This is a genomic window from Enterococcus sp. DIV0802b, from assembly GCF_050543535.1.
Lineage (GTDB): Bacteria > Bacillota > Bacilli > Lactobacillales > Enterococcaceae > Enterococcus_D > Enterococcus_D entomosocium.
Map to the genome: position 1 here is coordinate 793,214 of NZ_CP172941.1, position 22,437 is coordinate 815,650.

At 38.8% G+C, this 22,437-nt stretch carries 16 protein-coding genes; 11 read left to right on the top strand and 5 right to left on the bottom strand.

Annotated elements, in window-relative coordinates; all coding sequences use genetic code 11:
* The first annotated feature begins 53 nt into the window (after positions 1-53).
* Positions 54-842 (top strand): MerR family transcriptional regulator, encoded by a 789-nt coding sequence (locus tag IGJ12_RS03620; RefSeq protein WP_176374326.1) that lies wholly within the window; start codon positions 54-56, stop codon positions 840-842.
* Between the two features lie 89 nt (positions 843-931).
* Here the strand turns inward: IGJ12_RS03620 and IGJ12_RS03625 are convergent, their stop codons facing one another.
* The 3 genes from IGJ12_RS03625 to IGJ12_RS03635 all read right to left on the bottom strand — a co-directional run bounded on the left by IGJ12_RS03625 (position 932) and on the right by IGJ12_RS03635 (position 6,284).
* On the bottom strand, positions 932-3,553 hold the full coding sequence (locus IGJ12_RS03625) for an HAD-IC family P-type ATPase (RefSeq protein ID WP_430619362.1): 2,622 nt from the start codon (positions 3,551-3,553) through the stop codon (positions 932-934).
* 224 nt (positions 3,554-3,777) lie between these two features.
* Entirely contained in the window at positions 3,778-4,098 is a 321-nt protein-coding gene (locus IGJ12_RS03630) for a DMT family transporter (RefSeq protein ID WP_430619363.1), read from the bottom strand.
* A 251-nt stretch (positions 4,099-4,349) separates the two neighbouring features.
* Positions 4,350-6,284 carry a BglG family transcription antiterminator gene (locus IGJ12_RS03635; RefSeq protein WP_430619364.1) on the bottom strand — a complete coding sequence of 645 codons (1,935 nt, stop codon included), beginning with the start codon at positions 6,282-6,284 and terminating at the stop codon, positions 4,350-4,352.
* A gap of 247 nt (positions 6,285-6,531) precedes the next feature.
* Between IGJ12_RS03635 and IGJ12_RS03640 the strand changes: the two genes are divergently transcribed.
* The 4 genes from IGJ12_RS03640 to mngB all read left to right on the top strand — a co-directional run bounded on the left by IGJ12_RS03640 (position 6,532) and on the right by mngB (position 11,371).
* Positions 6,532-6,993 carry a PTS sugar transporter subunit IIA gene (locus IGJ12_RS03640; RefSeq protein ID WP_016621827.1) on the top strand — a complete coding sequence of 154 codons (462 nt, stop codon included), beginning with the start codon at positions 6,532-6,534 and terminating at the stop codon, positions 6,991-6,993.
* Positions 6,990-7,313, top strand: coding sequence for a PTS fructose transporter subunit IIB (locus IGJ12_RS03645; RefSeq protein WP_005237427.1), 324 nt, complete (start codon positions 6,990-6,992; stop codon positions 7,311-7,313). The genes IGJ12_RS03640 and IGJ12_RS03645 overlap by 4 nt, the downstream gene beginning before the upstream one ends.
* A gap of 18 nt (positions 7,314-7,331) precedes the next feature.
* Entirely contained in the window at positions 7,332-8,432 is a 1,101-nt protein-coding gene (locus tag IGJ12_RS03650; protein ID WP_008377165.1) for a PTS fructose transporter subunit IIC, read from the top strand.
* Between the two features lie 263 nt (positions 8,433-8,695).
* A complete protein-coding gene (gene mngB, locus IGJ12_RS03655; RefSeq protein WP_430619365.1) occupies positions 8,696-11,371 on the top strand; it encodes a mannosylglycerate hydrolase in 2,676 nt (891 codons plus the stop codon).
* Positions 11,372-11,526: 155 nt separating this feature from the next.
* Here mngB and IGJ12_RS03660 read toward each other — a convergent pair whose 3' ends face one another.
* The gene (locus IGJ12_RS03660) at positions 11,527-12,618 is read right to left on the bottom strand and encodes an SGNH/GDSL hydrolase family protein (protein WP_430619366.1); all 1,092 of its coding nucleotides are present in this window, start codon (positions 12,616-12,618) and stop codon (positions 11,527-11,529) included.
* Positions 12,619-12,629: 11 nt separating this feature from the next.
* Positions 12,630-14,039 carry a PTS transporter subunit EIIC gene (locus IGJ12_RS03665; RefSeq protein WP_194188904.1) on the bottom strand — a complete coding sequence of 470 codons (1,410 nt, stop codon included), beginning with the start codon at positions 14,037-14,039 and terminating at the stop codon, positions 12,630-12,632.
* A 148-nt stretch (positions 14,040-14,187) separates the two neighbouring features.
* Here IGJ12_RS03665 and IGJ12_RS03670 point away from each other — a divergent pair, with 148 nt between their 5' ends.
* The 6 genes from IGJ12_RS03670 to IGJ12_RS03695 all read left to right on the top strand — a co-directional run bounded on the left by IGJ12_RS03670 (position 14,188) and on the right by IGJ12_RS03695 (position 22,381).
* The gene (locus tag IGJ12_RS03670; RefSeq protein WP_005237422.1) at positions 14,188-14,904 is read left to right on the top strand and encodes a GntR family transcriptional regulator; all 717 of its coding nucleotides are present in this window, start codon (positions 14,188-14,190) and stop codon (positions 14,902-14,904) included.
* Positions 14,905-15,086: 182 nt separating this feature from the next.
* Positions 15,087-15,515, top strand: a complete 429-nt coding sequence (locus IGJ12_RS03675) for a GNAT family N-acetyltransferase (protein ID WP_194188903.1) — start codon at positions 15,087-15,089, stop codon at positions 15,513-15,515.
* Between the two features lie 1,311 nt (positions 15,516-16,826).
* Positions 16,827-17,177, top strand: a complete 351-nt coding sequence (locus IGJ12_RS03680) for a hypothetical protein (protein ID WP_005237418.1) — start codon at positions 16,827-16,829, stop codon at positions 17,175-17,177.
* Positions 17,174-17,995, top strand: a complete 822-nt coding sequence (locus IGJ12_RS03685) for a WxL domain-containing protein (RefSeq protein WP_005237417.1) — start codon at positions 17,174-17,176, stop codon at positions 17,993-17,995. Before IGJ12_RS03680 ends, IGJ12_RS03685 begins: the two co-directional genes overlap by 4 nt.
* An 80-nt stretch (positions 17,996-18,075) precedes the next feature.
* Complete coding sequence (locus tag IGJ12_RS03690; protein WP_430619583.1) at positions 18,076-19,155, top strand: DUF916 and DUF3324 domain-containing protein; 1,080 nt, start codon at positions 18,076-18,078, stop codon at positions 19,153-19,155.
* Positions 19,148-22,381: a lectin-like domain-containing protein gene (locus tag IGJ12_RS03695; RefSeq protein ID WP_430619367.1), complete on the top strand. Its 3,234-nt coding sequence runs from the start codon at positions 19,148-19,150 to the stop codon at positions 22,379-22,381. The genes IGJ12_RS03690 and IGJ12_RS03695 overlap by 8 nt, the downstream gene beginning before the upstream one ends.
* Positions 22,382-22,437 lie beyond the last annotated feature (56 nt).

The window sequence follows — 22,437 nt, forward strand, 5'->3', positions numbered from 1 at the left end:
ATATGATTTTGTGACAGAGACACGCTATGAAAGATAAAGGGAGGGATGGAACTATGAAGATAAAACAAGTGAGTGAAAACTATGATATCACACCACATACTCTTAGGTACTATGAACAAATTGGTTTGCTATCACCCAACTATACTGAGAATGGGTATCGAGATTACTCATACGAGGATATTGAGCGATTAAATACCATTAGAGACCTGCGTTTTTTTGATGTGTCACTTGAGGAAATTAAGAACTACTTGGATACAAAGAATAAAGCGCTGACTAAAGAAATCCTTCATTTCGAGATGGAGCAATTAGAAGATAGAATCCATGCGTTAAAAGAGAAACAAGATTTGTTAAAAGAGCGAATTGACTTGCTTGTCTACGCTGAAAAAAAGCAAAACCATGAAATTGAACGTACATTTTATGAAGAACGGTACCTTGTTTTAAGTCAAGAGAAAGACACAATGGGGAAAGACTTGTACTTTGAACTTAAACGCCTGCACAAACAATTTGAAAAAGAACTGCATGCCAATAATCAAAATGTTTTCGGAACGATTTTACTGCCGCACGAAGACGCATTTAGGCATCAAGTTTTCTATTGTCTGACAAACGATTTGGCAGATGAGAAGGCATTTACAATGCCTGCAGGAGAGTATCTCGCTATTTATTATACGGGCACATATAAGCAGCGCTTAGCTGCTTTAGCAGAACTAAAAAGTTACCTAAAGAAAAATAGACTGGTCGCGAAAGGAAATTTTTATGAGTTCTACTTGATTGATTTTCATGAGACGAATTTACCGGAAGAATACGTGAGTAAAATAGAAATTCTCCTTGATCAACCCGATTAAAACGGAATCGATCAAGGAGAAACGTATCTATTGGTACTTAGTGATTCAGCAAGTTTATCGATAAGATGACTTATGAAATAGAACTGTTCTTATTTCTCTACTTTGGTATCCATTGAGTAGGTGGGAGTAGTTTCCTTTAGAATGACTCGTGTTACGTGCTTTTCAGATTCTACTAATAAGAAAAGTAGAGTTGCTGGGATAACACTGATAAGCAGTTCGGATAAAGTTAAAGAGGTGGTCTGTAAGATACTTTGCAATGGTGAAAAATAGACCATTCCTAATTGGAGAATCGCCATAACAAGTAATGAGTAAATCAAGGCTTTATTCTGCTTGATTTTGTTACTGAAGGCTGAATCCGTGATCTCACGACAGTTGATCATGTAAAAAGCTTGACCGAAAACGATCGCATTGATCAAAACGGTTTGTCTGACAGCTTCGTCGCCGAATGCATTCATCGTTAGAAAGCCGAAGAAGGTCAAGAGTAGGCCGACATAAACGATTCGAAAGAGTGTATATTTGGAAATGATTTTTTCTTTCATATCACGAGGTGCTCGATTCATGATCATTTTGTGAGCTGGTTCAAAACCTAACGCATAGGAGAGTGTAATTGACGCAACTAGATTTAACCAAAGAATCTGCACTGTGCTTAGTGGTAAAGGAAGATTTCCCAACATAGAAACGATCAGCAAAAGCCCCTGGGCCAGACAGGTTGGCAAGTAGAAGAGGATCGTCTTTTTTAAATTATCAAAAATTCGACGGCCTTCTTTGATTGCTTTTGCAATCGTTTCAAAATTATCGTCAATGAGGATCATGTCGGCAGCTTGTTTACTAACATCGCTTCCTTTAATTCCCATGGCGATCCCTACATCTGCTTTTCTAAGTGCGGGTGCGTCATTGACCCCATCACCAGTCATTCCAACGATTTCGCCTTGTTCTTGTAAATAAGTAACAATCATCAGTTTATGCTCAGGTGTCGTTCGGGCAAAAATATTAGTATTTTTTACCACTCTTTGCCACTCATCTGTGGATAAACGATCCAATTCAGTTCCAGTGATTGCCCGTTCAGAATGGTCGATTCCTAATTTTTTGGCAATCGCTTTTGCGGTCGTTGGGTGATCCCCGGTGATCATTACGACTCTGACCCCGGCTTTTTTACAATCTGCTACCGCTTCGATCGCTGATTCTTTTGCTGGATCGATAATGCCAGCTAATCCGATGATTACGAGCTCGTCCATCTCTTCATGAGTCAATTCAGTCGTTGTATCTACATCTTTATAAGCAAACGCGATCACTCGTTGTCCCTCTGAAGCAAAAGCCAAATTGATCTTTTCCCACTGTGCATGATCAAACTCCGCTATCTGCCCATCAATATGTGCAGCAGTCGCTTTATTTAAAACGATATCTGGAGCACCCTTTACAAAAATCCGCTTTTTCCCATTGATCAAATGGCTTGCTGCCATATACTTATATTTTGAGTCAAAAGGTAATGTTTCTAGACTCTTGATCCGCGGTGTGCCAATACGATTGGTCCAACGTAATAAAGCTAATTCTGTTGCATTTCCGGTCACTGGACAGTGGCGATCATCGAAACTCTGTGTTTCTTGACAGTTTTGCATGATTTTGGCTAGCAGTTCGTTGTTCGAAGAATCTGTTTGGCCTTCATGATCAATCACTGTTACCTGATTATTAGAAAACACATTGGTAAGGGTCATATCGTTTTTGGTCAAAGTACCTGTTTTATCAGAACAGATGACTGTCATTGAGCCAAGTGTTTCGACAGTAGGCAATCCCTTTACGATCGCATTTTGCTCCGACATATTTTTCACGCCGGAAGACAGAATAATCGTCAAGATAGAAGGCAATCCCTCAGGAATAGAAGAAACGATCAAAGCAATGATTGCTGACACGATATACATCGGACTCATGCCATAAATGAAGTAGCTGATCAATCCTAATAAGAAGATAAAGACGCCGATCCCTTTAAAAATAGCATGATTCATTTCGTTCACTTTTTTCAATAAAGGGGTTTCTTTCACTTCAATGGTTGCTAAAGAAGCATTGATTTTACCAATCTCAGTGTCCGAGCCAATTTCAACAACGAGCCCTTTTCCAGTTCCTGACTGTACTTGCGTACCTGAATACGCCATATTGGTTCGTTCAGCAAGTGCTATTTGCCCCTCTAAACGAGCAGTTGTTTTTACGACTGCATCAGGCTCTCCAGTCAGAATCGATTCATCTATTTTTAGTTGATTCACAGTTTCCATACGCAAATCAGCAGGAATAACATCACCAGGTGATAAATAAACACGGTCCCCTGGAATCAAATCTTCTGCATCGATTGAAAGACGTCCGTTTTCAGATTCGACTGTCGCCTTTGAACTAAGTAATTTTGAAATGCTAGATAGTGAATCATCTGCTTTTCTCTCTTGGTAGTAACCAATCATTGCGTTTAAAACGACAACGAGTAAAACGATCGCTCCTTCAACTAAACTTCCCGTAATAAATTTTAAAACAGCTGCACCGATCAAGACATACATTAACGCATCGTGGAAGTAAGATAAAAACTTCTTCCATTCGGGTGTCTTTTCTGATGCTTGTAATTTATTTTTCCCGTGTTTTTCTTGATACGCTTTACGTACCTCATTTGTGATAAGCGTCTTACTTGTCGCTGACTGCACCTTTTCAATATCCAAATTATGCCATTGTTTCATTATTTTCCCTCCGTTTTCTTTACATGAATAGCATAAAGGTTAGAGTGACTATAAGGTCAAACGTTTTTTGAAAATATTTTTTACCTATAGGCTAATTGCAAAAAAAATTCTTTAGATGGGCTGAAAATGGCGATTTGGCTCCGTGTTTCGTTATAGGAGTCAAGGCGCTTGATTGATGAAGGTATCTACAAAAAGGCTAGCAAAACTATTATCAAATGGCTAAATCAATGTCCGCTGGTAAACTTGATGCCCAAAATACCAACTATTAATAAGACGACGAAAACCCAAGTCAGAAGGGATAGCTGGTCTTTAAAGAACACGACCCCCACAATAATCGATCCCACCGCACCTATCCCTGTCCAAACAGGATAAGCGATACTTAATGGTAGGTTTTTGACCGCTAAAGCCAAGAAGCCAAAACTGAAAAGCATTCCGATGACTGTTAAAATACTATACCAAAAGTGGTTAAACCCGTTGCTCAGTTTCATGGTAGATGCCCATGCGACCTCAAAAAATCCTCCTAAAAGTAAATAAATCCATGTCATAATTTTTTCTCCTCCTCAAAAAAAAATAAGCATTCAGTAAACTCTTCAAGGACCTAATGAGTTTACCAAACACTTCTATCACCCGGTGGTGTTTTGGATATTCAATTAATGTAACAATAATAAAATCTTAGCTGAAAAGGGAGAGATTGTCAAACTCTCTGAATTCAGGATCTTTTCATTTACTAACCATAGTTTGCATGCATTTCACAAAAGTTAGAATCAACAAAAGGAGCTGGATTCCCCAGCTCCTTTTATAATTGCTTGATACAGTTCAAAAAGTGGTGATAGTCACTTTTTTGCAAAATTGCTTGTTGAATATCTTCACGATCCATCAATTCTAATAAAAGACTATAGATTTCTTCGGTATCTTCATATTCGTCTTTTTGAATCGCAAAGAGAAAGACAAATTTAACCAAATCACCATTTCCCCAATCAACACCATCAGGAATGATCGCCACTGAAACGGCTGAGCGTTTTGCCATCAATGTCATGGGGTGGGGGATAGCAAGCCACTCGTTAATATTGGTCTGATTGATTGCTTCTCGTTTTTTCACACTGTCATAAAAATCTTGGGGCACAAAATCTTTTTGGTACAATTGCTGCGCCATTTTTTTTAGTAAGGTTTCTTTATCTGCATGATTTTCATGAAGAAAAAATGCTTTTTGAAACAATGAATAGATGCCGTCTTTTGTTTCACTGAGCGTTTCAATGAACGGTTCGATTTTGCCAATTTCTTTATCTAGCTTGGCCATGTTGATGTAAATAGAGGGAACCGAAAATTGTTCTAATGGAACGGTTGTGATCACAAAATCAATCGCAGAAAGATCACATTGTTGTAGCTCGACGTAAGAAAAGCGATCAACGACTTCGATCGTTTCTTGATAGTGCTTGATAATTTTCGCTTCAATAATACGACTCATGGCTCGACCGGTTCCGCAAACAAGGATGACGCGATGTTTATGATGATTTCTGATGGAACTCCTTTCCATAGCACCTGCGATGTGCAAAGCGATATAGCCGATCTCATCAGGAGAAAAATAAAAACCGTGTTTCAGGCTTACCGTTTCTAAATGAGTCAAACATAAATCATAAGCCTGTGGAAAAGATTTTCTGATCGTTGCCAGCAATGGATTGCTACGGCGTGCATCCATTAGATTCATATTGATAAAGCCCTCAATATGAGATGTCAGATCTTCTATTAGCATCTTGTCTGTCTCTAATGCATAGTTTGACGTCTGTTTGATCGCAGTCAATAATTCTTCCACAATGGCTTTTGCAGTTTTCGTGGAAGAATCGCTTGCATCACCTGTTTCAACTAAACGTGGTGCATTCATCGCGAGATAGTAAATGAAGTATTGTTTTTCTCCAGCAGTCAATTGTATATCAAATGCATGATCGATTTCTTCTAAGAAGTGACCTACAACTTTCTGGGCATCTTTTTTGAGCGCGGGCACATGCAAGGGAAATTCGTTGATCTGATGACCGGCTATAAAGCGACTGATTGCTAAAGCAAAATGAGAAAGAATGTTTTTATGATAGTAGTCAGAGTCTAACAAGTCTAAGGACGCCAGATGATTTAATGACAATTCTTGCAAACGGGTCAGATCAATCTTATCAAACAACTCAAGTTCCATTTCCGTGAAGCCGACCAAATACTCTTGGAGATCTTTTTCAATCAACAGATCACTGATTGCTTGGCGTTTGGCGAATTCGTTACCCAAGACTTCAAAGCCAATATTTGGACGATTTACTATTTTTAATTGATAGGTCGCTAAATTGTCTCGAGCCGTTTTTAAGTATGAGTAAAAGGTGTTTTTACTAATAAATAATCGATCAAGAAAATCATCTAAGGATAAAGGGTTTTCATTCTTAAATAAAAGGAAAAGTAGATAGGCTTGTCGTTCTTCACTCGTAGTCAGAAAGGACTCGGTAGTTGACATACTTTCAGTCCACCAGTCATGAAATTGTTCTTTTGAACCAATAGACAACAAATAGCCTTGCCCTCGAATCAACTTGATGGAGGCACCGACATTTGTTAACAAATCATTCAAATTTGCAATGTCGGTCCGAACCGTTCGCTCAGAAATCGAGAAGTTTTTCGTTAACTCCTTCATTGGTAGCGGCGCCGTTTGTCTAGTTAATACTTCCATTAGATCATCTAATCGTTGATAAGCAAGTTTTGACACTTGTTTCACCTCCGTGCTCTTTCTCATCATACAATAGAAAGAATAAGAAGGAAATGCTTCACCAGTACCGAAAATTTCCAGAAGAGTTGGCAATCATTTTGGAAAACGCTTTACTAATGATTGCCACTTGAATTGGAAATTTGTTGTGTTTACATCGTGAATCAGAAACCGTAAATTAAACGTGTACAGAAAATAAACCACACGAATTACGCTAATGGTTTCATAATAAAGGAAAGGAGCAGATGAGATGGATTTTCAGGAAAAAAATATTCTCTTGAATGTGGCTGTTACATCAAAAGAAGAACTGTTTCACGTGATTGCACATCATGCCTATGAATCAGGGATCGTTACCAATGCAGCAGATACATGTGCGGCATTCATTGAACGGGAAGCTCAATATTCAACCGGCTTACAAGAAGGCTTTGCTATTCCACATGCAAAAGCTGAACCGGTTTTGGAACCGACCGTTTTGTTTATTCGTTTAGAGCAAGCCATCGAATGGGAAACTTTCGATGATTCGGCAGTCAAAAATGTGTTTGCTTTGATGGTCCCTAAAAAAGATGAAGGAACGGTGCATCTGCAAATGCTGAGTCGTCTAGCAACCGCATTGCTTGAAGAGACATTCATCCAGCAGATTCAACAATCAGAAGACAAAGCTTATTTAGCAGAATTAATCAAAAAGGAAATGATGGGAGAGAAAATTATATGAAAATAGTAGGGATTTCCGCCTGTCCAGCAGGATTGGCACATACACCGATGGCGGCAAAAGCTTTAGAAAAAGCTGGTGCGAAACTTGGCTATGAGGTCAAGATCGAACAGCAAGGCTCGTTAGGGCAAGTCAATGAGATCACTGCAGCCGAAGCAAAAGAAGCAGATTTCTTGCTTTTAGCGACTGACCAAAAAGTTGTTGGGATGGAACGGTTTGAAGGAAAACCGCAAATTCGAGTAAATATCAATACGTGTATCAAAGCACCGGAAGCGGTGCTGAAGAAATGTGTCGCTGCTGTTGAACAAAGAAACGCAAACTAAAGGAAAGAGGCAAGGATGATGAAAAGAGTTCTAGCAGATTTAAAAGGCCACTTGATGAGTGGAATTAGTTTTGTACTGCCATTGATTATTGGTGCTTCACTGGTTGTTGCCATTCCGAAAATGATTGCTCTTGGTATGGGGATCACAAGCTTAGATCCTTATGCTGACACGGAAGGCTTTAAACATGCGCTTTATTTGATTGAACAAGTAGGGTGGACAGGAATCGGCTTGATCAATACTGTCTTGGCTGGTTTTATCGCGTATTCTGTTGGAGATAAGGCTGCGCTAGGTGCCGGCTTTATCGGTGGTGCAGTCGCTTCTAGCACCAATGCTGGGTTTTTAGGGGCAGTTATTGCTGGGTTCTTAGCAGGATACTTAGTGAAGTGGGCGAAAGAACATATCAAATTACCGGAGTCGTTTGCTGGGGTGATGCCGCTGGTAATTTTACCCTTGATTGCTACATTGTCTGTAGCAATCGTCATGGGCGCCTTACTCTCTGAGCCATTGGCGTGGATCAATACTAGTTTGGTTGAATGGATCCGAACCATGATTGAAAATGACGTTAACAAAATTTTACTGGCAGTCATCATGGGGGCAATGATTGGCTCTGACTTAGGGGGACCTGTAAACAAAGCTGCTTGGATGGCAGGAAATGTGTTACTAGCGGAAGGGGTCTTTTTGCCAGCTATCATCGTGAATGTTGCGATTTGTGCGGTACCATTTGGATATGCCTTAGCAACTTTGTTCCACAAAAATCGATTCAACAAAGAGCTACTGGATGCTGGGCGTAATAACTTTATTATGGGGTTCATCGGAATCACAGAAGGAGCAATTCCTTTTACATTAGTCAATCCATTACGGCTTGTGCCGATCAACATGTTGGGAGGAGCAATCGCTTCTGGTTTGGGGATCGCATTAGGAATGTATGACAAAATGCCGCCAGTTGGGGGAATATACGGCTTCTTCACTGTTGGAAACGGTTGGGCGTATTTGATTGGACTATTTGCAGGAGCAGCCTTCATCGGTTTTGTCGCGCCTTTATTCGTGAATTTCAATAAGCAAGAAGAACAAACAGAAGATATTGCCCTCGATGATATTGAAGTGAGCTTTGAAAATTAAGCAACAAGGCTGATTAGCTAAATAGTAGCAAAAGAAAAGGCACGAGCAGGTGATTTTTCAAGAACGCTTTAAGGCATCTGACAATGTCAAGACTTGGGGAAGAAAACGAGAGTATTTGAAGAGAATCGATTTTCAAAATTCGAAGTATTTGTGTAAGAATCAAATTATTTGTACCAGATGGTAAAAAAATTGAGAAAAATTAATAGGCACGAACGACACCCATCGTTACGTGCCTTTTCTAATCACGGGAGAGGAATGATTGAATGAAAAAAACAGTACATGTCGTACCCCACAGTCATTGGGATCGCGAATGGTATTTTACGACGAGTCGCTCGAAAATCTATTTGATGCACGATCTAAAAAACGTCATTGAACAACTAGAAAAGGATGATCCTTATGAAAGTTTTATCTTAGATGGACAGGCTTCTCTGTTAGATGATTACTTGAAATGGCGTCCGCAGGACAAAGAAAGGATTCAACAACTTGTTCAACAAGGGAAGTTGATCATTGGTCCATGGTACACACAAACCGATCAATTGGTGATTTCGGGAGAAAGCATTGTTCGAAATATGTTATATGGCATGAAAATTTGTGAAGCATTCGGAACCTACATGAATGTCGGCTATGTGCCAGATTCTTTCGGACAAGCAGCTAGTATGCCGCAAATCTATCGTGAGTTTGGTATCACTGACACGATGTTTTGGCGCGGTGTCAGTGATGACGATGTTAAATGCACAGAGTACAAATGGCGTGGAGAAGATGGTTCTGTGGTCAATGTTTATCAGATCCCAAGTGGGTACTACATTGGCGGTGCCATTCCTGAGCGAGAAGTAGAATTAGCAAAGTTCTTACATCAAGAACCGTTTAAAACGACTTGGGGACGCAGTGCAACGGATCAAGTGTATTTTCCAAATGGTTTCGATCAAGCACCAGTTAGAGAAAATCTTCCAGAATTGGTTGATCGAATGAATCAACTGTATCAGGATGAGTATGTGTTACAATTTTCAACGATCGAAAAATACATTGCTGCGGTCAAAGCACGCCATCCTGAGTTGGAAGAAATCGCTGGTGAACTGATCAACGGCAAATTGATGCGAATCCACAAAACGATTTTTTCTTCACGTCCTGATTTGAAGGCGATGAACACCCAGATCCAACATTACTTAGTCAATGTCATGGAGCCTATCTTAACCATGGCTATGCAATTAGGATTTGAGTACCCCGTAGAAACAGTCATAGAGATTTGGAAGTTAATGTTTGAAAATGCGGCGCATGATTCGATTGGTTCTTGTGTTTCTGATACGACCAACGAAGATATCTATATGCGCTATAAGCAAGCGCGAGATATTTCTATGAATCTTGTCGAATTGACGTTACGACAGATTTCTACTGCAATCAACAACCCACAAGCAAAAGAAATTACTTTTACGCTTTTCAATACCTATGACACAAAACGTAATGGGGTGATCGAAGCAGAGGTTTATTTGCCGCAAAAAGAGTTTGCGATCCTTGACCAGTCAGGTCAGGCGTTACCTTATACGATTTCAGAGCTTACCGACCAAACGGAGTATGTGTTGAATCAGGGGAACATATTAGATCCAGTCAAGGAGATCTATTTGCCGGAGAAAGTCTATAAAGCAAAAATTGCCATAGAAACGACTGACGTGCCGAGTATGGGGTATACCCAGCTGACGATTGATTTAAAAGGTGATACAAGCGCACCATTGCAGGAGATTACAACCAATACGATCGAAAATGAGTACTATCAGATCACTGTCAATAGCAATGGTTCGTTGGATATTCTAGATAAAACCAATCAAGTACTTTATCAAAATCAAGGGATTATTGAAGAAAATGGCGACGATGGTGATTCATTCAATTATTCACCACCTGTGAAAGATTTTGTGATTTCATCAATTGATGCGCAACCAACGATCTCGATTCAGCAATCAGCGATCTACCAAAAGATTGATGTGGCATTCACCCTGAGGGTTCCGAAGGATTTAGCTGAACGTGCAGAAAAGAAGATCTCGGCTTCACTGCCGATCCAATTGACGATCGTGTTAAAAAAACAATCGCAACAAATTGATTTCAAATTAACGGTTGAAAATCAACAAGTGGATAGCCATCGGGTATGTGTGCTATTTGATACCGGAATTGCCTCGAAATTTTCGCTGGCTGACCAACAGTTTGGTACATTGCAGCGTCCGGTTATGTTTGAAAAAGAAATGGCCCTTTGGGAAGCCAATAAAGAGCAATGGAATGAGCAGCCGATCGCCATAGAAACGTGTCAATCGTTTGTCAGTTTATTCGATGCATCCCATGGCGTAGCAGTAATGCCTCAGGGTGTACGTGAATATGAGATCGTGGGGGAAGCGTTTGATACGATTCGCTTAACGATTTTACGAACCTATGGCTTCATGGGGAAAGAGAATCTACTGTATCGTCCAGGGCGTGCTTCAGGAGAATCAGTGATTGCGACACCAGCTGCGCAGTGCCACAAAACGATGCATTTTGATTTCTCTGTTGCTTACTTTGCGCAAGGATTTGATCAAGCAAATGTTGCACAGCGTGCCAAACAAGCAGTAACACCGATCACGCTTTATCAATCCGCAGAATTTCTGAATTCCCGCTTGATATTTACTTTAGGACCGGTTGACCCAACCTTACCGGCAAACTTTAGTCTTTTTGAGATCAATGGCAATTTGACCCTAAGTGTATTGAAAAAAGCCGAAGCTCGTCCAGGTTATATTTTGCGTCTATACAATGGGCTTTTAGATGAAGGAGGACACGCGACGATCACATTCAACCATCCAGTGAACGTAGTAGAAACAGTCGATTTAAAAGAAGATACAAAAGAAGCACTTGTTGTGGAAAAGAATGTAGTCACTCTTGAAAAGATAGACCATGCAAAATTTGTGACATTGTACGTAGAGTAATTGCTAGTGATCGAGAGTAAGGATATTCAAACGCAGAGTTGAAGAAAATTCATAGTGAAAAGGTCAACCTCCCGTATACATTTTAACCAGATGTATACGGGAGGTAGGTTTTATTTTCGACTATTTTTAACAGTTTTTGTTGAGAGTCTATCAATTCACAGCAATGAAAGGCAAAGAATTTTCTCAGCCACAGCTTTTCCTAAAATTTCCCCTCCAGTTTGAGAAAAATGCAGATGATCCCCCGAATCAAATGCAGAAGCTAATCTTGTTTTATCAGAAGGATCTCTTACCATATCATTGATATCGATCGTATTTTCTTGCGTCATTATCCATTGATTAAACGCAGTTCGGATAGCTTCTTTTTCCTCGGTCCAACTCGGCTTTCCTTGGTTGTAAGAATAGTTAAAAGGGGGAAGCGTGAGGGGAACAAACGGAATGTCTGCTTTTTTTGCCAGATTTATTAGAACTTTGTAGTGTTTGATCAACTCCTCTTTGGTAGGTAATTCTGAAAGTGGAGAGCCCGTTCCTGGATGAAACAAGTCATTTAACCCAATCAATGAAACGATCAAATCTGGCTTTTGATCCACGACATCTGCTTGGAACCTGTCGATTCCTGCAACACCAAAGCTGTCTTTCCAACGAGAAATCCCTGAACCAGCATGTGTCAGACGATTGCCTGATATGCCAGCATTAAAGCTTGTTGCAATCAGACCACGTTTGTTTAGATTGTCGATGACACTATCACTAAAATATCCTTGATTCGTCAAAGAGTCGCCAAAAAAAGCAATGACTTTTGCATCAACTTTCGTTTCTAGAGCAACTGAAGTAATCCCAAAAATAAAGTTATTGGTTTCTCTTATATTCGAATGGACTACTTGATCAGATAGTAAGTTTGCCGAGGAAGATACTCGATTGATCTCGTTGGAGAATAATGCCTCTATCAGAATATCGGCTCCTTTGGTTACTGAAAAATCAATGTCATCTGTCCATAAAGTGGATCCAGCTGGGACAATGAATTGTGGTCGATTATCTAAGGTAATAACATTGGATTGTTGGTTTCCCGGATTACTACTGATTTTTATCGACTCTACGTTTAAATCAAAATAATCATAGCGGTTACAAAGTTCGAGTGCTAATCGTTGTCCAGAAAGCGGCTGCTTGATTCTTAAACGTAATTTACGTCCATTAGGAGAAAAGTTTAGTACTTGGTAATTAGAAAATACTTGATGCCAAATTATTTTTTTCATCATATATCACCTTACAGTTCATCTGCAGCTTTCATTTTATCATTGAAACCAAAAAGCCAAGTCAAAAGAAAGGATAGCAAAAATGTTCCTATATGAGAGAGTAGATAAGCATAGAAGTTTTTATCGATCCCTGCAACCGGGTTGATAAAAGAGGCAAATCCTATAACCCCACCTGCGAATCCATAGTTGACCAAGTGAAGGAAACCTGCTAGAGCACCACCAAAAATATTTGAAAGGGTCACGAGATAGAAGACTTTTTTGTATTTTAGTAGAATACCATAGATTGCAGGTTCGCCAACACCGCATATTTGTGAAAGAGTGGCAGCAAAGGCAACTTGTTTTAGTTGAGCTTTTTTTGTTTTCAATGCGATTGAGCATGTTGCACCCGCAATACCCATCATCAATACAGACGAGAAGGCATTCATCATACTAAATCCGTTAACAGTTAAATCGTTGACGATGATCGGAATCAATGGCCAATGCATGCCGAAGACCACTAAGACTGGAAAAAGTGCGCAATAGACTGCTCCGCCAATAATCGTGTTAAAGTCAAAAATGGTACTAATTCCGAATGCTAGCCCATCACTAATAATCGTTATGATTGGTCCGATGATAAGAAGAACGGCTAAGCTTAGTACCAGAACTTCAACGATTGGTGACACAATGGAAGAAATCACGAGAGGAACAATTTTCTTTAAAAACTTTTCAACATACGTTGCTAACCAAGCAGCGACCAGAATAGGGAAAACCGAAGCTGTATAATTCATAATGGGGAATTCTATGCCCAAAATAGCGACCTTCGCAGCTGTACTTGAAGCAATAGTGACTATATTTGGATGAATGAGTATCGCACCCACGACTGCCAGAACAATAGGATTCACCTTTAATTTTTGAGCTGCAGTAAAACCTAAGATGACAGGTAAAAAATAAAAAATGCCATCTGCAATCGTGCTAATCAATAGATAAGATTGCGAACTATCTTGTAATAAACCAAACGTCACCAACGAAGCTTGTAATCCTTTGATTATTCCAGCTCCTGCAAGAAGACCGATGACGGGCATCATTGAACCTGTAATTATGCCAATAAACTGATTGAAGCCATTTCGAAATAGCTGAAGAAAATCACTATTGGAATCATTTTCCACCACTCCCTCTGTAGAATCAAAGACTTGATCATTGTTTAACTGGCGCATTACTTCCTCGTAAATAGCATTTACTTTGTTTCCAACAACCACCTGATATTGTCCTTGAGCTTCTACTACGCCCATTACATCATCCAACTCTTTTATCTTAGTTGTATCGGCTTTCTCTTTGTCCACTAGATAGAAACGAACACGTGTAATGCAGTGGATCACATTTTTGATATTATTTTTTCCACCAACGTACTCAATCATGTACTCCGCTAACTGTTTGTCACTCATAATAAAACCTCCTCATTTCTTTTAACCGGTTACGCTCATTTTAAATTTGTTTAAACAAATAATCAAGCATTTGTTTAAACAAATTTAAGTTTTTTGTATAGGTAGAATGATATCATGTTATAATTAACTGAAAGAGTGAGGTGGAACTATGGTGAATAAGTTTCGGGATATATATGACACTTTGAAAAATGAAATTAATGAGGGACTCTATAACGATACAATGGTTTTACCGACCGAAATGGCGTTAATTGAGCGATTTGGTACTAGTAGAAATACAGTTCGCAGAGCGATTCAACTGCTTAATGAAGATGGATTGGTTTATAGTGTGAAAGGAAGAGGGGTAGTTATTCTTGAAAGAATCGAGATTGACAAGAAGTCTTTCAAGGTAGGAAATTTTCAAGGATTGAAGGCACTATCCGCAGATACTGAGGTCGAAAAAAAAACAATTGTGCAAGAATTTCACGAGTTGACTGTTGATGATTCATTAGCAAAAAAAATTTCATTTCCGGTTGGTGAAAGAGTATACCTTGTGAAACGATTACGCCTCATTGATGGGAAAGCGATGATGTCAGATACGAGTTATTTCAAAAAAAGTATCGTTAAGGGTCTTAATGAGAAAATCATAGCCGGATCAATCTACGACCATATCAAACAAAACTTAGATTTTAAAATCGCTGCATCAAAGTCTATAATGAAAGTTGAATCTGCAAAAGATTCTGACTTTAAAGAATTAGCTTTAGGAAAAAATAATTGTGTGGGAATATTGGAAAATGCGGTCTATAATGATATGGGAAAATTATTCGAATATACGACAATCAGGTATATTCCTAACGAATATGCACTCATTTCATTTGATCAAAATTAAAAACTGGTTTAGCTAAATAACATAAAAGATCATAGCAAAGGGATTTCTAGTACATTGTCTGTATACTTTTTTTCTATTGCACTTGTACAAATCAACTAGCTGTCATTTATTTCTAAGTTGATAAATGAATGTGAGTTATCTAAAACAAGACCGAATAAAAAGCCAAAAGGTGGGAGAATACTATGAGAATTAGAGCTGCTGCATTGTCTGATCATAAAGAACTAGCTCATTTGTCGAAAGTACTAGGCTATCCAATCGAAGAAGAAGTATTGATCGAAGGCCTAAAGAGAATTTTAGCTGAGGAGGATCATCTCTTGCTGGTCGCTGAAATAGAGGGAAAAGCAGTTGGAATGATTGAAGCACAGCCATATTCAACAGTTTATTCTGCCGGGCGATTTTTTAATGTCCTAGGTTTGGTAGTGGATGATCAAGTGCAAAAGCAAGGCGTTGGCGGGAAACTACTGTCGACAATTGAAGCAGAAGCCCGACAGCGAGGAATGCAAGGCATTCGATTAAATTCGAATGTCAAACGCCATGCTGCCCACAAGTTTTATGAAAACCATGGCTACCACAGCAGTCATGAACAGAAACGGTTTATCAAGGAATTATAAAAATGCAAAGACGCTGGAGGAGTGACAAACGACTCTTCAGCGTCTTTTTTGTATCCACGTTTTTATTTGTTCAATTTAAGACAGAAAATCTAGGTTCTAAGGGATCAATGCTAGCTGTAGCCTTCAGATACAAATGCATAGATCATGGAGGAACATTTCTTTAATCTTTTAGTGAAGAGGATAATTTTATTAACTGGTCCACGATTAAATAGATAACATTCTATTTCTATGACTTGAATAGTGGTAAGAAAATCACTCAATCGTTGAGGAAAATGGACGTACACTAGATAAACCCATTTAATTGCTACATTTTTATCCGTCTAATCATAGGAATGTATTAATGTTTGCTAAAGATCAATCAGATACTCAAACTTTTTTAGTTTTTGATAAGCTGATTTTCCTTTTCTTGAAAGTTTCACTTTGCTGAATTTAAATCGTCTTCGATTGGCTGATAGCAAGGATCGATGTAATCGAGTATTGATGATAGATTCAATTTCATTCTCTTCTTCTGTGGTTAATTTGATAGGGGAATACCCGCTTTTAATCAAAGAATATGAATATTCCAGACAGCTCATTTTATAAATAAAAGCAGTCAATTTTACTTTTTCGACCCTCATTTAATCACCCTTTCTTCTTAAAATATAGTAGTAAAGAAGATACAAAATTGCCATTCGATATTTACTTCGTGTTATGCAAATATTGAAAAAGAGATGAGTTCATGATGGAAGTTCCCTCTATTTATGGCCTGTTATTTTAGCAAGAAATTTTTTTTCTTATCTACTGATTTTTAATAACTAGAAGAAATACCCGATATTGATATGAATAGCCTAGCTATATCAAGGGAATGACATAGGAAAGCAACAACTTAAAAAAAGCAAGACCTAAAATTTTTAAAAGCTGCTTTTTTTGTTTTTTTTTTGCACGGTATTTTTGCGAATTTGGTGCCATTTTAAAAATGATTTTTACTATTTTTTTATTAAAAAACAATTGTTTTCTCTGGGGGGGACTTAGTATGCAAGAAATAATAAATGAATATACGGGTTATAAATAATTGTTATTTTTCTCAAAAATGCATGGCGCTATGAAAATTTCGATTTTGATTTTTTCTTACCCACTTGTAATCTATTAGATGCAAGAAGCAAACAGAACGCACCGTTTTTTTTTTCGAAAAGTTGAATCACTAATTTTAAAAGGTAGACTAAAAGATTTATTTTTCAAAAATATCTTTTAGAAGTGATTCAGCTTTTATAAAAGAAAAATACAATGAGTCATCTAAATTGATGGCTAATTTTCACTAAAGGAGGGTGGTGAATGAAATCAAAAATAGGTGAGGGAATGTTGGTCTTTTGCATAGTAGTTTTCATCCATTTTCCAACTATTGTTTATGGTACACAAACTCAAGAAGTGAAGACTGAAGGCATGATTAGTTTCACTGGTACATACGAACCCATTGGCGCGCCAGAACCTAAGCCGCCAGTTCACGTTGTCAAGCCACCTTCAGATGGTAGTTCAAGTTTGGAAAAAACTTTTCCACAAACAAATATGATCACAAACACTTGGTGGAAATCGATTGGATTAAGTTTACTTATCATTGTCGTTTGTTGGTGGGGGAAAGCATTGAAAAACATATATGAATTAAAAGAAAGTAGGAATGAAATATGAAATTTATTCGTTTAGCGTCAATTGCCGTATTATCTACCACTATTTTAGCTGGAAGTGCGACCAAAGCTTATTCACAAGAGGTTCGAGATGTAACCTCGAATGGACAAGTTGAGTTTCGTCCGGCGGGTGAAGAGGATGGAGAGCTAGAGGTGGTGAATCCAGTACCAAATCCAGATGTGGAGATTGAACCCGAAATTCCTGGGACCACTGGAGAATTATCCATCATGAAAGTAGCAACGATGAATTTCGGTACACAAGTAATATCTAATCAAGATAGAGAATATAACATGGTTGCAGAAATGCAGCAAAAATCTGGAACAACGGGTGACGATAATAAAGTACCTTATGTCAGTTTTGCTCAGGTTCATGATCTACGAGGAACAAATGCCGGTTGGGATCTAGAAGTTAGTTTAAGTAATTTTGAGTCACAAACACAAAACAATATTTTGACGGGTGCTTGGATAGAGTTTGTTGGTTCTGAGATTAGGTACGAGGGAAGCAATAATTTAAATTCACCTAGCGCTCATGAAGATAATTTAGAACTACTCACAAACGGGGCTGCTCGTTCAGTGATGAGAGCGATAAAAGGTCAAGGCGCCGGGGTTTCTTCAGTTGTCTGGGGAAATCAAGAAGAACTGACAAATCAATTTTCCTCAGAAGATTTTGATTCTAAAAATGATGTTGTAGAAAATGGTGCCATCAAATTGCATGTTCCGGGTTCTACTGCTAAAGATGCGACCACGTATAAGGCAACACTGTTATGGGATTTGACAACGACTCCTAATGGCGATGTTGGTGATGAAGAAAATAATATTTAGTAAGAGCAGGCACCAGAAAACTTTATGAAAAATTCTCTACAGCGTTGCATGAATGTGTAGCGTTGTTTTTTTTAGAAAGGATGATTCATTTGAACCATACTCATATATCTGCTTATTTACAGCATTTGTTCCTTAAATATAAGGTTTTTTTTCTTCTTTCGATTTTCTTGTTTCCAGCATTGGTCCAAGCCGAAGAAAGTAGCCTGAATTTTCATGTTGTACCGGAATTACCTGCTAGCCAAGTAGACAGTACAAATAGTTACTTTGATCTGAATCTAGCACCAGGTTCAAAAGAGAAATTGTCCTTAAAGCTTCATAACGGGAGTGAAGAAACCATTCGAGTGCGAATCACCCCTCATACTGCTTATACCAATGTGCATGGTTTCGTGGAGTATGGCAAAAAGGCAGAAGAACCGGACCCAACATTACTATATTCTCTTGACGAATTGATTGAATCACCAGATGTGGTCGAGCTCAGTGGAAATGAAACAAAAACAGTGAACTTATCACTTCAAATGCCAGACGCTTCCTTTGATGGATTTCTAGCTGGTGGGCTGCGTATTAGTGAAGTGAAGGAAGAGACAGAAGAAACGGTTAGTGAGCAAGAGGGGGTTGCAGTAAAAAATGAATTTGCTTATGTCATAGGAGTTGTGGTCAGCAATACTCGAGATTCTGTAGAACCAGATTTAGAACTCTTAGATGTTTTCCCAAATCAATTGAACTTTCGCAATGTAATTAGCGCGACGATTCAAAATGTGACGCCAACCTTTGTGAATCGACTAGCCATTAAAGCGAGTGTTCAGCGCGAAGGTGAAACAGAAATTCTTTATGAGGCAAGTGACGAGCAAATGCAGATGGCACCTAATTCCCACTTTCATTTTCCAATTCCTTTGGGAGGCGATCGTTTTGAAGCTGGCAATTATCTTTTGAAACTGACAGCAACTTCTAAAGGGGAGACGTGGTCCTGGGAACAAAAATTTACGATTGATTCTGAAAAAGCGCGAAGTTATAACCGTACAGATGTCACGATTGACGCAAGCACAAACTGGTGGATGATAGGATCACTTGTTTTATTTTTTGCGTTATTGGGGATGATCGTTTACGAACTCTATAAGAAAAAGCTTAAAAGAAAGTCAGGAGGTGTGAGATCGGATGAGTAAATTATTTAGGAAAGCGGTAATTTATATTATCGCTTTCAAAATGATTGCACAATCATTCTCTGTACCATTGAACATGGCTTTTGCAGAAACGCTTACTGATTTTGATGATGTATCTGAAACTAATGAATTTCCTTCTATCGTGGAGCAAACAGAAGCGGACGAATTAAAGGATGAAACCTTTCATTTTTCTGATACTTATCTTAAAGGAAAAGTATCAGAACCGATAATCGTAAAGATTTTTTCAAACAGTGAGTATCTATCTGTTCCTATTACTTTGCCAGAAGAGGCACAGATTGTTGAAGAAAAATTACCAGAGGGTATTTCTATAAAACAAGAAGCACAATTAGGTCGGTGGCTAATTGAATCCGTTCGTCCTCAAGATACATTTGACATTCCTTTGTTTTTCGAAGTTCCAGGGAAATATCAAGTATCTGTATTAGAAAAAATACTTGTTCTTGAAATAGAAGAAGAGCAACCTACAAATGAGGCTAGGGACACAGAGTCAGAGGAAAACAAGGGTATTTTTCCTGATGAAGATGGAATTGCTGGACAAGAAAGTGTAGAAACGGGTATTGATTATGAAGTATACAGTGAACATCTTGAGTTATTCAATGAAGTTTTTGAAGGCACACCATTAAACGAGAACAGAAAAGTTATCGTAGATGTGAACAATCTGCAAGACTATTTTCATTTTATTGGCAACGCAAAGAATGACGGTTTTGGTCAAGTGACACTCACGGAAGAAGTAACCAATCAAGCCGGTGCCATAACTCTAAAAGAAAAAATGCTCTCTGGTTATCCTATGCGAGTCACTGGCTCGATTAATACTGGACGTCTCAGTAATACGGGTTTAGGTTCGAGTAGAGGTGGCGATGGGGTCGGCTTTGGTTTTCATGCGGATGACTTAGATGCTGTAGGTGAAACAGGTCAGGGGATGGGGCTTGCAGGATTGGCTTCTTCTTTTGGCTTTAAAATTGATACGTATAGAAACAGTAGCGCAACAGCGCTAACTGAAGCGGACCCCTCGTCAATAGATGGAACTTCAAACTCTGCATTTGGTGCATTTGTTTATACAGACTCAAACTCAGGCATCCTGCGAAACTATCAAGGGAATGAAGCGCCTCCTCGAGTCACAACAAATCCCAGTAATAACTCTTTTCGAAATTTCTCGTTAGTTTACAATCCCGGTGTCGACAACAAAATACTCAGTATTAGCTATGAAGGAAGAGTATGGCGAGTTGATGTTTCTCAGTGGATAGACACAGAAGACTTATCTTTTATCATTTCTGCTGCGACAGGTGGGTCAGTCAACCTCCATCAAATTCGTCTTGATCGCTTTGAGTATGTGGCAGCAGCTACGGAATATGATTTTATTGAAGGGGATCGGACCAATTTTTTGGATCATTTTCATTTGAGCGGTTCGGCAATTTATAATGACCAGACTGGAATCGTCACACTAACCGAGGATAGGAGCAATCAAAACGGTAGTATTTTACTTAAAGAAAAATTGAGTAATATCCATCCCTTTGAGTTTAAAGGCCGTGTCAATATTGGGAATGGAAACGGAGGACAAGGAGCATCGGGTAGTTCTTTGAGCGGAAGTGATGGCGGTGATGGAATAGGTTTTGGCTTCCATCAATCTGAACTTGATACGTTAGGTCAGTCTGGACAAGGGATGGGCATAGCAGGACTGCAAAACGCTTGGGGATTTAAATTAGATACTTATCACAATCGTGTGGATTCGGGATCTGCCACTGCAGATTTAGACGAGTTTCGATCCACTGGTGTTTGGCCTTTGGTTACCCACAATCCACATGGGTCATTCATCTATACCAGAGACGATGGAATGTTGACTAGCCATGTAAGTAACAATAACGATAGTTCAGCAGCAAAGGCGATCTTAAGGAATAATAATAATTTATTTAGAGAGTTTAAAATGACCTATAATCCCGGAGAGTATGATTCGATTTTGTCAATTGAGTATAATGGTCAGGTTTGGCACCATGATGTCAGTGAATGGCTATCTAGTGGAAATGTTACTGCTTTGTCTTTTATTATTTCAGCAGCAACAGGCGCTCAGAGTAATCTACAACAGATAGAGGTAGATTACTTTAAATATATTGTTGGAGAGGGATCGGTCAACGTTGAATACAAAGATATTGATACACAGGAGAATATTTTGTCTGGGGAATCCTTTACGGGCAAGTTGGGTGACTCCACTTTCATCGATCCTAAAAGTAAAGAAAGTGATGAACCATTTCTTAATGGCTATGATTTTGTAGGAATTAGTGAAGACTCCTCTTCGCTGATTGACGACAAAGGATATTACACATTTTCAGATGAAGAAAAGACAATTGTTTATTACTTTACTAGAGCAAAAAATGAAGTCAAAGTGATGCACGTCGCCGAGCCAGGAACGATTGTTTTTAAAGAAGAAACCGTTGAAATTCCCGTGAATCAACACAAAGAATTTTCTGCAGAATATTTTGAAGGATATGAACTCTTATATATTCAAAATGATGAGGAAATCTTAGAAGATGTGCAATCTCTTACTTTAAAAATTCAAAGAGACTCTCCCAAATGGATCAGATTCGTTTATATAAAAGAAAATGATCGTGTTTCTCCGTTAGATCCACTAGCTCCAGATAAAGAAGTAAATCCTGAAAATCCCCCATCTCTGCCTGAAAACCAGGGATTGTTCAGTATTGATTTTGCATCCAATTTTTATTTTGGCTCCTTTGCAATTTCCGCACAAGACAAAAGATATTACGCTAAGCCACAAAGATTATTATCAGTTGATGGAATGTTCATTGAAGAGGAGATTCGACCAAATTACGTTCAAGTCAGCGATCGCCGTCCATCAAATACTCGTGGGGGATGGGAGCTCTCTGTGAGTCAAAACGAGCAATTCTATAGCGCTGAAACAGGATCGGAGTTAACAGGGGCAAGCTTTATATTCCAGAATCAACAATTAGTTTCAGTACAAGATGGCATCGAACCTGGCTTGCAGCAGACGACACCTATCACACTTATTCCTGGTGGAGCTAAACGCACGGTTTTAAAAGCTCAAGGAGCTGAAGGGACGGGAACATGGATTTATCGATTTGGTGATTTTGAAAGTGCTGGTCGAAGTGTGATTTTAGAGGTTCCTAAGGGTGCCAATCCTGATGCTGCAAGTTATAAAACGACATTAACCTGGGAGTTAAGTTCGGTACCATCTAATTGATGTCTCTCGTGAAAAAGTTTGTTTCTTTGGCTTATATAGGAAAATATCAAGTGAAA